Below are 12743 nucleotides of genomic sequence, written 5' to 3' on the forward strand. Positions count from 1 at the left end.
CGCGACCTACTAAGGGCCTATAGCTCAGTTGGTCAGAGCAGAGGACTCATAATCCTTTGGTCCACGGTTCAAGTCCGTGTGGGCCCACCAACTCCAAAGCCGCGCATTGCGCGGCTTTTGCGTTTCTGGCGTATCGACCTCATATACAGTCCAACGGTCCAAGTGATCGTGACCGAAGGTTATCGCCGGAGGAAGAATACCTTCTGCTCGCCGCCGTGAATCGACATAGCAACCCTATGTTGGGCTAAACCTGTCCGCTTGATTCATAAAATAAACTGAGGGGGCAGAACATCGGTCTAAACTCTGAGCCTCACTTGTGCTCCGCGGGGAGGCCAGCACGCCATGCGACCCACCATCAAACTGCTCGATCAACCCACCAAATATATGTTCTTCACTGGCAAGGGCGGAGTGGGCAAAACGTCGGTCTCCACTGCGGTATCAATCGCCTTGGCTGATGCAGGCAAGCAGGTGCTGTTGGTTAGTACAGACGCCGCCTCGAACCTTGATGAGATGCTCGGTGTCGAGTTGAGCAATCAGCCTGTAGCAGTGCCGGAGGTGCCTGGGATGTTCGTGCTGAACATCGACCCCGAGGCCGCCGCCATCGACTACCGAGCCCGGGTAGTCGAGCAAATGGGCTCCCAGGCCAGCGATCAGGATATTGCTCTGGTACGCGAGCAGCTTTCGGGGGCATGCACGACCGAAATCGCAACCTTCGATGAGTTTGCCCACCTCCTGTCAGAAGGCGCAGCAGCCTACGATTATGTCGTGTTCGATACCGCGCCCACGGGGCACACGCTTAGACTGTTGAGCCTGCCAAAAGCGTGGAGCGGTTTTTTGGAAGGCAATGACCGTGGCGCGTCATGCCTGGGGCCGCACTCGGGTTTGAAAATGCAGGAGCAGCTTTTCAAGCAGGCGTTGGCGGCGCTCAACAATTCAGCCCTGACCACCGTTGTGCTAGTCACTCGCCCTGACAAAGGCGCGCTCGACGAGGCTGCGCACTCCTCCGACGAGCTCCGTGAGTTGGGTCTGGTCAACCAGCGTTTAGTGGTAAACGCGGTGTTCAAACGCAGCGATTTGAATGACCCGATCGCAGCAGCGATCGAGGCTATTGGCCAACGGGCGCTCGACCAGATGCCAGCTTCACTGCGCCAGCTTTCAGCCGACTATATTTCGCTCAAGGCTGTAGACTCCGTTGGTTTGCCCGCGCTTCGCGGACTGCTTGCCCCGGAGCCTGCCAGGCCAACAAGTACTGCAACTCAAGCGCCCTCACGCCTGGAACATCACACGCTCTCGGAGCTGATCGCCGAGCTTGCGAATGATGAACGCGGGTTGATCATGGTCATGGGCAAAGGTGGGGTTGGCAAAACCACTATTGCCGCCGCCGTCGCCCTGGGCCTGGTGCAGCACGGCAAGTCCGTGCACCTGAGCACCACTGACCCTGCGGCGCATCTGGCCGTGACCCTCAATGCCGATGTGAAAGGGCTTAGCGTTGGCCGCATTGACCCTAAGGTCGAGACCCAAAAATACGTAGACAAGATCGTGGCGTCCCGCGCGCCGACCCTGACGGAAGCTGAAATAGCCTTGCTCATCGAGGACCTTCGCTCCCCCTGTACCGAAGAGGTCGCCGTCTTCCACGCGTTCTCCCGCGTGGTTTCTCAAGCCAGGACCTCGTTCGTGGTACTGGACACCGCCCCCACGGGGCATTCTTTGCTACTGATGGATGCCACAGGCGCCTATCACCGCCAGATGCTTCGGGAATTCAAAGGCCGAGCCTCGGACCATATCGTTACGCCATTGATGCGCCTGCAAGATGCCAACTACACCAAAATTCTCCTTGTGACGCTGCCCGAAGCCACACCTGTGTCTCAGGCGGCAGCGCTGCAAGATGACTTGCGCAGGGCCAACATCGAACCGTATGCATGGGTGGTCAATAAGTCACTATTGGCTACAGCCACCACCGACCCGCTGCTGCGCGCGCGCCTGGATAGCGAGCAAAAACAGATGACGCGAGTAGCCGACCAAACCAGCCATGCTGTCATTGTGGTTCCCTGGACGGCGGAGCCGCCTGTTGGCGTCGCTGCGTTAAAGCACCTGCTGGATTGATACGCCAGCGTCGGCTCGACGCTGCGTCTCTACTGAGAAGAAAGACCGTGCGAAATACAGTCATCACTTCGCAAACAACTGCCCCATATCCCGAAACGCCTTGAACTCCAGCGCATTCCCGCACGGATCAAACAGGAACAACGTCGCCTGCTCCCCCACCTGCCCCTTGAACCGAATGTGCGGTTCCAACACAAACTTCGTCTCCCGCGCCTGCAAACGCTCGGCCAGGGCATGCCAGTCTTCCCAGCCCAGCACCACGCCAAAATGCGGGACCGGCACGTCGTGGCCGTCCACTGCATTGGTATGCGCCGCTGCTTGAGAGGCGGTTTTCGGGTGTTCGTGGATGACCAATTGGTGGCCGAAGAAATTGAAGTCAACCCAGTGCTCGCTCGACCGCCCCTCCTCCAGGCCAAAGACTTCAGCGTAGAAGTGCCGCGCGGCGGCCAGGTCGAATACCGGGATTGCCAGGTGAAAAGGAGCCAATGCCATCAGGTCAAACCTCTGTGGGTATTAGATGCGTCGAGTTTAGCCTTGCTCCAGATGATGAAAAGACGATAATTTTTGCGCCGAGCTCAAATTATTTCGATGAATCGAGACGTCCATGCTGCGTGAATTGAAGACCTTTATTGCGGTAACCCGCCATGGCACGTTTGCGGCGGCGGGCATGCATATCGGGCTGACGCAGTCGGCGGTGAGTGCACAGATTCGCCAGCTGGAGCAGGTGCTGGGGATGCAATTGTTCGACCGCACGGGACGCCAGGCCACTCTGAATGCCGCCGGCATTCGCGCCTTGCCGCTGGCCAAGGAGATCCTGGAGACCTTCAACCGCATGGCGGTGCCGGTGGATGCCAACGAATACCGGGGCGAGTTGAAAGTCGGCGCGATCACCACGGCGCAAACCGGCCTGTTGCCTCAGGCGCTGGTGCGCTTACGCCAAGCCGCGCCGACAGTGGAATGCAAATTGGTGCCCGGGGTCTCCCTTGAGCTGCTGAGCCAGGTCGACGCCGGCGAGCTGGACTCGGCGATCATCATTCGCCCGCCCTTTGACTTGCCCAAGGAGTTGCATGTACGCGTGCTGCGCAAAGAGCCGTTCGTACTGATCGCGCCTCAGACCGTCGACGGCGATGACCCTTTGCAATTGCTCGGCACACAGCCACACGTACGTTATGACCGCGCTTCGTTTGGGGGGCGATTGGTCAGCCGATTTCTGCGTGAACAAAAGATAGAGGTACAGGTAGCGCTCGAGCTGGACGAGCTGGAAGCCATCGTGAAGATGGTCGAGTGCGGCCTGGGCGTGTCGTTGATTCCCCAGGCGGGCCTGTGGCTGGAGCGCTCGCCCAAGGTGCGGATTATCCCGCTGGGTCATCTGACCTTTTACCGCGAGATCATCCTGTTGAGCCGCTACAGCCAACGCCACCTACCGGTGCCGCAGCTGTTCGCCCGCTGCCTGCTCGCCGACGCAAGCCTGTAACATGCCACCCCATCGCCGCCCGTATCGGAGCCTCCCTTGCACGCCCTAGATGAAATCGATCGCCAATTGATCGCCGCTTTGCAGATCAACGCTCGCGAAAGCGTCGCCATGCTTGCCCGGCAGTTGGGTATCGCGCGCACCACGGTGACGTCGCGCCTGGCGCGCCTGGAAAAAACCCAGGTGATTACCGGTTACGGCGTGCGCCTTGGCCAGCGGGTCGTGGATGGCGGTTTGCAGGCTTATGTCGGCATCACCGTGCAGGCACGCTCGGGCAAGGACGTGCTGCGCAGGCTCAGCGCCATGGCTCAGGTCCAGCAGCTCTGCGCCGTGAGCGGCGAGTTCGATTACGTGGCCTGGCTGCGCACCGATTCGCCGGAGCAGTTGGATCAACTGCTGGACCAGATCGGCAGCGTCGACGGCGTGGAGAAAACCACCACCTCGATCATCCTCAGCAATAAATTGGACCGTGGCCAGCCAATCTGACCAGCCACTTCGTCATATTGACCAAAAACAATCCAAACCGACGACAGTTTGCGTCTTATTAACGAGCGCTACGCTGCCTAAACTGGCTGCCATCTTTTCCTATACTCAGCGGGTCGCTTCCCGCCGAGTCGTCAGTAAGGTCAGCCATGAGCATTCCTTCCAGCACCATCAGCAAAAACAACCGCCACCCGGTCGACGGCAAGAAGCCCATCACCATCTTCGGCCCGGACTTCCCGTTTGCCTTTGATGACTGGATCGAACACCCAGCAGGCCTGGGCAGCATTCCCGCAGCCAACCATGGCGCCGAAGTGGCGATCGTCGGCGCCGGGATTGCCGGGCTGGTGGCCGCTTATGAACTGATGAAGCTGGGTTTGAAGCCCGTGGTATACGAAGCCTCGAAGATGGGTGGCCGCCTGCGTTCCCAAGCCTTTGAAGGCGCCGAAGGCATCATCGCCGAGCTGGGTGGCATGCGTTTCCCGGTATCGTCCACGGCGTTCTATCACTACGTGGACAAACTGGGCCTGGACACCAAACCCTTTCCCAACCCGCTGACCCCGGCCTCCGGCAGTACGGTGATCGACCTGGAAGGCCAAACCCACTACGCACAAAAGCTCTCTGACTTGCCGGCACTGTTCCAGGAAGTGGCTGACGCCTGGGCCGATGCCCTGGAAGCCGGTTCGCAGTTCGGCGATATCCAGCAAGCCATCCGCGACCGTGACGTGCCACGCCTCAAAGAACTGTGGAATAAACTGGTGCCCTTGTGGGACGACCGCACCTTCTACGATTTTGTCGCCACCTCCAAGGCGTTCGCCAAGTTGTCGTTCCATCACCGCGAAGTGTTCGGCCAGGTGGGTTTCGGCACGGGCGGCTGGGACTCGGATTTCCCCAATTCCATGCTGGAAATCTTCCGCGTGGTGATGACTAACTGCGACGACCACCAGCACCTGGTGGTCGGCGGCGTGGCGCAAGTGCCCATGGGCATCTGGCGCCATGTGCCGGAACGCTGCGCCCATTGGCCAGCCGGTACCAGCCTCAGTTCATTGCACAGCGGCGCGCCACGGGCCGGGGTCAAGCGCATTGCCCACGCGCCCGGTGGCCGGTTCGCAGTCACCGACAACTACGGTGACACCCGCGAATACGCGGCGGTACTGACCACCTGCCAGAGCTGGTTGTTGACCACCCAGATCGAATGCGATGAAACCCTGTTCTCGCAAAAGATGTGGATGGCCCTCGACCGTACGCGCTACATGCAGTCGTCGAAAACCTTCGTGATGGTCGACCGCCCGTTCTGGAAAGACAAAGACCCGGAAACCGGCCGCGACCTGATGAGCATGACCCTCACCGATCGCCTGACCCGTGGCACTTACCTCTTCGACAACGGCGACGACAAGCCGGGCGTGATCTGCCTGTCGTACTCGTGGATGAGCGACGCCCTGAAAATGCTCCCGCAGCCCATCGACAAGCGGGTGAAGCTGGCCCTCGACGCGCTGAACAAGATCTACCCGAAAGTCGACATCAAGGCGCGCATCATCGGCGACCCGATCACCGTGTCCTGGGAAGCCGACCCGCATTTCCTCGGGGCCTTCAAGGGCGCGCTGCCCGGCCACTATCGCTACAACCAGCGGATGTACGCGCACTTCATACAGAAGGACATGCCCGCCGAACAACGTGGGATTTTCATTGCCGGCGACGACGTATCCTGGACCCCCGCCTGGGTGGAAGGCGCCGTGCAAACCTCGCTGAACGCGGTGTGGGGCATCATGACCCACTTCGGTGGCAGCACCCATCCAGAAAACCCAGGGCCGGGTGATGTGTTCGATGACATCGGGCCGATCGCCCTGCCCGAGTAAGGAGTTGACCATGCGTGTCGCCCTGTACCAATGCCCGCCCTTGCCCCTGGATGTGGCGGGCAACCTCAAGCGCCTGCACAAACTGGCGCATGAGGCGTCCGGCGCTGATGTGCTGGTGCTGCCGGAGATGTTCCTGACCGGCTACAACATCGGCGCCGAGGCCGTGGGCGCACTGGCCGAAGCGCAGAATGGCCCGTCAGCCCATGCGATTGCCGAACTGGCACGCAGCGCCAAGCTGGCGATTCTGTACGGCTACCCGGAGCGAGCCGAGGATGGGCAAATCTACAACGCCGTGCAATTGATCGACGCCAACGGGCAGCGCCTGTGCAACTACCGCAAGACGCACCTGTTTGGCGACCTGGATCATTCGATGTTCAGCGCCGGCGAGGATGATTTCCCGCTGGTGGAACTCAACGGCTGGACGCTCGGATTTCTCATCTGCTACGACCTGGAGTTCCCGGAAAACACCCGGCGCCTGGCCCTGGCCGGTGCCGAACTGATCCTGGTGCCCACGGCCAATATGGTGCCGTTCGACTTTGTTGCCGACGTCACCGTGCGGGCACGGGCCTTTGAGAACCAGTGCTACGTGGCCTACGCCAACTATTGCGGGCACGAAGGCGAGATCCATTACTGCGGACAAAGCAGCATCGCCGCGCCCAATGGCCAGCGCATCGCCCAGGCCGGCCTGGATGAAGCCTTGATTGTCGGCACGCTGGAACACCAATCGATCCTCGACGCCCGCGCCGCCAATCACTACCTGCAAGACCGTCGCCCCGAGCTCTATGGCACGCTGTACAAGCCCTGACCTGATGGGTTTGCTAGCATAGGCGCTTCCTACGTTTCGGAAGTGCCCATGCCTGCGCCGGTCCATCCTCACCACTCTCATCTGACCCTGGCCAATGGTTTGCGGGTTTCCCTGCGTCATGCCCCGCGCCTGAAGCGCTGCGCCGCGGCCTTAAGAGTGGCTGCCGGCAGCCATGACGTCCCGTTGGCGTGGCCAGGCCTGGCGCATTTCCTGGAACACTTGCTGTTTCTGGGCACGGCGCGGTTCACGGGTGACGAAGGCCTGATGAGCTACGTGCAGCGCCACGGCGGCCAGGTCAACGCCAGCACGCGCGAGCGCACCACGGACTTTTTCTTTGAGCTGCCGGTATCGACCTTCGACGATGGGCTGGAGCGGCTGGCGGACATGCTGACTCACCCGCGCCTGATGCTGGAAGACCAACTGCGCGAGCGCGAGGTGCTGCACGCGGAGTTCGTCGCCTGGTCCGAGGATGCCAACGCACAGCAACAAGTGGCACTGCTGCAAGGCGTCGCCGCCAATCATCCACTGCGGGGTTTTCATGCCGGCAATCGCGATAGCCTGCCGCTGGAAAGCGAGGCATTCCAGCAAGCGTTGCGGGGATTTCACGCGCACTTCTATCGAAGCGGGCAGATGACGTTGAGCCTTGCCGGCCCACAATCATTGGCGCAACTGGAAGCCTTGGCGCAGCGGTTCAGTGACGCACTGACATCGGGGCCCCTGCATCCGCAGGACGCCCCACCCGCCTTGATGGCCGGCCTGGCGCGCGGTTATCAACACACTGCTGGCAATCACCTGCATCAGGTCATCACCTGCGCAGCACCCCGCGAAGCGCTGGATTTCCTGTGCCTCTGGCTTAATACCTCGGCGCCGGGCGGTCTGCTTGCCGAAGTGAAAACGCGACAACTGGCCACCGCGCTGCATGCCAGCGTGGTTTATCACTTCAGCGGGCAAGCGCTGCTGGATGTCGACTTTACCCTGGGTACCCAACGCGGCTCAGCACCACAGATCGAGACACTGCTGCACGACTGGCTGAGCTTTTTCGCCCACAGCGACTGGACACCCTTGCGCGAAGAGTTCGCCTTGCTGAACGCGCGCCAACAACAGACCCTGAGCGCACTCGCCTTGGCGCGACATGACAGCGACGGCCTGGAGCCACAACTGTCGGAACACAGCGCCACCGCCCTCAAGGCCATGCTCGACGCCCTGCAACTGGCGCCCTCCCGGCACACCTGGCAGCTCCCGCCGAACAACCCGTTCCTGCGCCCGCCTGCCAGGGACGAACGCGCCGGTTTGATCCGTGGCCAGACCAGCGCTCATCGCGGCTTGCGCACCTTCGCCCAGGACCGCTCACGGGGACGCAGGGAAGTGTCGGCTCTGACCTTCAGCCAGGCCCTGGCGAATGACAGCGGCGAAGGCGCTTTATACCTGCGCTGGCGCTTTGATTCTCCCGTGCCAGCAGGGCTGGAAAGCACGTTGCAGCCCTTGCGCACGAATGCCCGCCAGGCCGGGGTCGAATTGTCTTTCGAAACGACCGGCAACGATTGGCTGCTGAAAATGGTCGGCCTGCATGAGCCCATGCCGGCCGTGCTGGAAGCGTTGGCACATCGCCTGCACCAGCCGTTGGAGGCGCCCTGCGCCCAGCCCACTATGATCGCGATTCGAGCATTGCTCAGCGCCCTGCCGGCGTGCTGCGCCGGCAGCCCGCCCAAGGCCGGTGAGCCATCGGCGTCGTGGGCCAACGCAGGTTGGCACGGGCTGGGCTGCGGTTTGCCCGCCGCGTATGAAGCGGCGATCAAAACCGCTGTCGCTCGCTTGCCCGGGCAGCCCGTTAACAGCGAGCACGTCCCCCCAAGCCTCAGCGGTCAACAGCTGTGGCATGAGGTAAAGACCGATTCCAACGACGCCGCCTTGCTGCTGTTTTGCCCGACACCCACATATTCCCTGACGGATGAAGCGTCATGGCGACTGCTCGGGCACTTGCTCCAGGGCCCGTTCTATCAACGTCTGCGCGTTGAATTGCAGCTGGGCTACGCCGTATTCAGCAGTGTCCGACAAATCAACGGGCAAGCCGGCCTGTTGTTGGGGGTGCAGTCCCCCAGTGTTTCCCTTGAAGCGATCGTTGATCACCTCCAGGCGTTTCTTGCCCAACTGCCGGCATTGATCGACAGCAACGACGACCTGGGCCAGCAACCCTTGGCGCAACAATTCACAGCACAGGCGCTGCCCATCGCCCAAGCCGCCGAACTGTTGTGGCACGCGCGCCTGGCAGGCCATCCGTCGGATTACCTCTCACAGTTGCAACAAGCAATCCTGACCCGCACCCGCGAAGACCTGCAGTACGCCGCCCAACAATTGCAGGTCGCCGCGGGCGGCTGGCGCTGCGTCGCCAATGGCCCGCGCATCAACGATGCCTGGCAAACGGTGCACTGATCATTGCCGCCCCTGCAATAGGCTTTTTCCACCAAGACAGCGCTAACTTGAAAAGAATTCGGTAACATTCCCACGCACACATCTGAACATCTCCGACTGGAGGTGGACTATATGTATTACTTGGTAGTAAACGTCCCATCCCTTCGTAGGAGTAAGAATATGACCTGGTCCAAACCTGCTTACACTGATCTGCGCATCGGTTTCGAAGTGACCATGTACTTCGCCAGCCGCTGATTGGCTGGGTAAGATTACGCCTCGGCTCGTCCGGGGCGTTTTTGTTTTCAGCTTTGCTTGATGGAGCGGCCATGTTTGTCCAGATTCTAGGTTCCGCCGCCGGCGGCGGCTTCCCGCAGTGGAACTGCAACTGCGTGAACTGCGCAGGCTTTCGTGACGGCAGCCTGCGGGCGCAGGCGCGCACCCAGTCGTCCATCGCGATTTCCGACGATGGCGTCAATTGGGTGCTGTGCAATGCTTCGCCGGATATTCGCGCGCAACTCCAGGGCTTCGCGCCCATGCAGCCCGGTCGCGCACTGCGCGATACCGGCATCAGCGCAATCATCCTGATGGACAGCCAGATCGACCACACCACCGGCCTGTTGAGCCTGCGCGAAGGCTGCCCGCACCAGGTGTGGTGCACCGACATGGTCCATGAAGACCTGAGCAGCGGCTTCCCCCTGTTCACCATGCTCACCCACTGGAACGGCGGCCTGGCCTGGAACCGTATCGAGCTGGACGCCAGCTTCACCATCCCCGCCTGCCCCAACCTGCGCTTCACCCCGCTGCCGTTGCGCAGCGCCGCGCCACCCTATTCGCCGCACCGCTTCGACCCGCACCCCGGCGACAACATCGGCCTGATCGTCGAAGACCTGCGCACTGGCGGCAAACTGTTCTACGCCCCAGGCCTGGGTAAAGTCGATGCGCCGCTGCTGGAGATCATGGCCGGCAGTGATTGCCTGCTGGTGGATGGCACGATGTGGGACGACGATGAGATGCAGCGCCGTGGCGTCGGCACCCGCACCGGTCGCGAGATGGGCCACCTGGCACAGAACGGCCCCGGTGGCATGCTCGAAGTGCTGGAACAATTGCCGAAGCAGCGCAAAGTACTTATCCATATCAACAATACCAACCCGATCCTCGATGAAGACTCCCCCGAACGAGCGGAACTGGTGCGGCGCAATGTCGAAGTGGCTTACGACGGCATGAGCATTGAATTGTAGGAGCTGACGACATGACTGACACACCGTTGACACCCGTCGAATTCGAGCACGCCCTGCGGGCCAAGGGCGCCTTCTACCATATCCATCACCCATACCACGTGGCGATGTATGAAGGCCGCGCCACCCGCGAGCAGATCCAGGGCTGGGTCGCCAACCGTTTCTACTACCAGGTGAATATCCCGCTGAAAGACGCCGCGATCCTGGCCAACTGCCCGGACCGCGAGATCCGCCGCGAATGGATCCAGCGCCTGCTCGACCACGATGGCGCCCCCGGTGAAGATGGCGGTATCGAAGCCTGGCTGCGTTTGGGCCAGGCTGTCGGCCTCGACCCGGACCAACTGCGCTCCCAGGAATTGGTGCTGCCCGGCGTGCGCTTTGCGGTGGACGCCTACGTCAACTTTGCGCGCCGCGCCAGCTGGCAGGAAGCCGCCAGCAGCTCGCTGACCGAGCTGTTCGCGCCGCAGATCCACCAATCACGCCTCGACAGCTGGCCACAGCATTACCCATGGATCGACCCCACCGGCTACGAGTATTTCCGCACCCGCCTGGGCCAGGCCCGACGCGATGTGGAACACGGGCTGGCGATCACCCTGCAGCACTACACCACCCGTGAAGGCCAGGAGCGCATGCTGGAAATTCTCCAGTTCAAACTGGACATCCTGTGGAGCATGCTGGATGCCATGAGCATGGCCTACGAACTGAATCGCCCGCCGTATCACAGCGTGACCGAGCAGCGGGTCTGGCATAAAGGGATCGCCCTATGAGCTTTGATCGCAGCAAAAAACCGACCTGGCGCCAGGGCTACCGCTACCAGTACGAACCCGCGCAAAAAGGCCATGTGTTGCTCTACCCCGAAGGCATGATCAAGCTCAACGACAGCGCCGCGCTGATTGGTGGGTTGATCGACGGTGAGCGCGACGTGGCGGCGATCATCACTGAGCTGGATAAACAATTCCCCGGTGTGCCTGAGCTGGGTGATGACATCGAGCAATTCATGGAGGTCGCCCGTGCCGAGCACTGGATCACCCTTGCCTGAAAAACCGGCGATCGGCCTGCCGCTGTGGCTGCTCGCCGAGCTGACCTACCGCTGCCCGTTGCAATGCCCGTATTGCTCCAACCCGCTGGACTTTGCCGAGCAAGGCAAGGAGCTGAGCACCGAGCAGTGGATCAAGGTGTTTCGCGAGGCTCGTGAGATGGGCGCCGCGCAACTGGGGTTTTCCGGCGGTGAGCCGCTGGTGCGCCAGGACCTGGCCGAGTTGATCGCTGAGGCGCGCAAGCTGGGCTTCTACACCAACCTGATCACCTCGGGCATCGGCCTGACCGAGCAGAAGATCAGCGACTTCAAGAAAGCCGGCCTGGACCATATCCAGATCAGCTTCCAGGCCAGCGACGAACAGGTAAACAACCTGCTGGCCGGTTCGAAAAAAGCCTTCGCGCAAAAGCTGGAAATGGCCCGTGCAGTGAAGGCGCACGGCTACCCGATGGTGCTGAACTTCGTCACCCACCGGCACAATATCGACAAGATCGACCGCATCATCGAGCTGTGCATCGCGCTGGAGGCGGACTTTGTCGAACTCGCCACCTGCCAGTTCTACGGCTGGGCGCAGCTCAATCGTGTGGGCCTGTTGCCGACCCAGGAGCAACTGGTGCGCGCCGAACGCATCACCAACGAATACCGCGCCAAGCTCGAAGCCGAAGGCCACCCGTGCAAGCTGATCTTCGTCACCCCGGATTACTACGAGGAACGCCCAAAAGCCTGCATGAACGGCTGGGGCAGTATCTTTCTGACGGTAACACCCGACGGCACCGCCCTGCCCTGCCATGGCGCCCGACAGATGCCGGTGCAATTTCCCAATGTGCGCGACCACAGCATGCAGCACATCTGGTACGACTCCTTCGGCTTCAACCGCTTTCGCGGCTATGACTGGATGCCCGAGCCGTGCCGTTCATGCGATGAAAAGGAAAAGGACTTCGGCGGCTGCCGCTGCCAGGCTTTCATGCTCACGGGGGATGCGAGCAATGCCGACCCGGTGTGCAGCAAGTCCGAGCAACACGGCATCATCCTTCAAGCACGGGAAGAAGCCGAACATGCCACCCAGACCATCGAGCAACTGGCCTTTCGCAATGAGCGCAACTCACGGCTCATCGCAAAAGGCTGACGACCTCAGCGCTTGGCGATGATGTACACGGCGTGGATGATGCCCGGGAAGTAACCGCACAAGGTCAGCAGGATGTTCAGCCAGAACGCGCCGGCAAACCCCACTTGCAGGAACACACCCAGTGGCGGCAGCAGAATGGCGATAATGATACGAATGAAATCCATGGGTCAGCTCCAAAAAGTCGGCTCGTGTGAGCCGTGTAGCTAATCGACCTTGGGGGTTCGT

At 61.2% G+C, this 12743-nt stretch carries 13 protein-coding genes and 1 tRNA gene; 12 read left to right on the forward strand and 2 right to left on the reverse strand.

The window, feature by feature from the left end; genetic code table 11:
- Window positions 1–13: 13 nt before the first annotated feature.
- A tRNA-Ile gene (locus AB7933_RS30605) sits at window positions 14–90 on the forward strand.
- Window positions 91–342: 252 nt separating this feature from the next.
- A complete protein-coding gene (gene arsA, locus AB7933_RS30610; protein ID WP_024077732.1) occupies window positions 343–2103 on the forward strand; it encodes an arsenical pump-driving ATPase in 1761 nt (586 codons plus the stop codon).
- Window positions 2104–2166: 63 nt separating this feature from the next.
- On the opposite strand, the gene AB7933_RS30615 is transcribed toward arsA, so the two are convergent.
- Complete coding sequence (locus tag AB7933_RS30615) at window positions 2167–2592, reverse strand: VOC family protein (protein ID WP_024077733.1); 426 nt, start codon at window positions 2590–2592, stop codon at window positions 2167–2169.
- 112 nt (window positions 2593–2704) lie between these two features.
- On the opposite strand from AB7933_RS30615, the gene AB7933_RS30620 reads away from it, so the two are divergent.
- The 10 genes from AB7933_RS30620 (at window position 2705) to pqqE (ending at window position 12518) form a co-directional block, all read left to right on the forward strand.
- Window positions 2705–3574, forward strand: a complete 870-nt coding sequence (locus AB7933_RS30620; protein WP_024077734.1) for a LysR family transcriptional regulator — start codon at window positions 2705–2707, stop codon at window positions 3572–3574.
- Window positions 3575–3610: 36 nt separating this feature from the next.
- Window positions 3611–4057, forward strand: a complete 447-nt coding sequence (locus AB7933_RS30625; protein WP_024077735.1) for an Lrp/AsnC family transcriptional regulator — start codon at window positions 3611–3613, stop codon at window positions 4055–4057.
- A 167-nt stretch (window positions 4058–4224) separates the two neighbouring features.
- Window positions 4225–5907 (forward strand): flavin monoamine oxidase family protein, encoded by a 1683-nt coding sequence (locus tag AB7933_RS30630; protein WP_041161310.1) that lies wholly within the window; start codon window positions 4225–4227, stop codon window positions 5905–5907.
- A 10-nt stretch (window positions 5908–5917) separates the two neighbouring features.
- Window positions 5918–6712, forward strand: a complete 795-nt coding sequence (locus AB7933_RS30635; protein ID WP_024077737.1) for a carbon-nitrogen hydrolase family protein — start codon at window positions 5918–5920, stop codon at window positions 6710–6712.
- 48 nt (window positions 6713–6760) lie between these two features.
- Window positions 6761–9142, forward strand: a complete 2382-nt coding sequence (gene pqqF, locus AB7933_RS30640) for a pyrroloquinoline quinone biosynthesis protein PqqF (RefSeq protein ID WP_024077738.1) — start codon at window positions 6761–6763, stop codon at window positions 9140–9142.
- 159 nt (window positions 9143–9301) lie between these two features.
- Window positions 9302–9376 carry a pyrroloquinoline quinone precursor peptide PqqA gene (gene pqqA / locus AB7933_RS30645; RefSeq protein ID WP_003194766.1) on the forward strand — a complete coding sequence of 25 codons (75 nt, stop codon included), beginning with the start codon at window positions 9302–9304 and terminating at the stop codon, window positions 9374–9376.
- 71 nt (window positions 9377–9447) lie between these two features.
- Window positions 9448–10359: a pyrroloquinoline quinone biosynthesis protein PqqB gene (gene pqqB / locus AB7933_RS30650; protein WP_024077739.1), complete on the forward strand. Its 912-nt coding sequence runs from the start codon at window positions 9448–9450 to the stop codon at window positions 10357–10359.
- Window positions 10360–10370: 11 nt separating this feature from the next.
- Entirely contained in the window at window positions 10371–11123 is a 753-nt protein-coding gene (gene pqqC, locus AB7933_RS30655; protein ID WP_024077740.1) for a pyrroloquinoline-quinone synthase PqqC, read from the forward strand.
- Entirely contained in the window at window positions 11120–11395 is a 276-nt protein-coding gene (pqqD, locus tag AB7933_RS30660) for a pyrroloquinoline quinone biosynthesis peptide chaperone PqqD (protein WP_024077741.1), read from the forward strand. Before pqqC ends, pqqD begins: the two co-directional genes overlap by 4 nt.
- Window positions 11337–12518 carry a pyrroloquinoline quinone biosynthesis protein PqqE gene (pqqE, locus tag AB7933_RS30665; RefSeq protein WP_051448908.1) on the forward strand — a complete coding sequence of 394 codons (1182 nt, stop codon included), beginning with the start codon at window positions 11337–11339 and terminating at the stop codon, window positions 12516–12518. The genes pqqD and pqqE overlap by 59 nt, the downstream gene beginning before the upstream one ends.
- 5 nt (window positions 12519–12523) lie before the next feature.
- On the opposite strand, the gene AB7933_RS30670 is transcribed toward pqqE, so the two are convergent.
- On the reverse strand, window positions 12524–12682 hold the full coding sequence (locus AB7933_RS30670; RefSeq protein ID WP_024077743.1) for a YqaE/Pmp3 family membrane protein: 159 nt from the start codon (window positions 12680–12682) through the stop codon (window positions 12524–12526).
- Window positions 12683–12743 lie beyond the last annotated feature (61 nt).

The sequence above is a fragment of the Pseudomonas gorinensis genome, assembly GCF_042015035.1.
Classification (GTDB): domain Bacteria; phylum Pseudomonadota; class Gammaproteobacteria; order Pseudomonadales; family Pseudomonadaceae; genus Aquipseudomonas; species Aquipseudomonas gorinensis.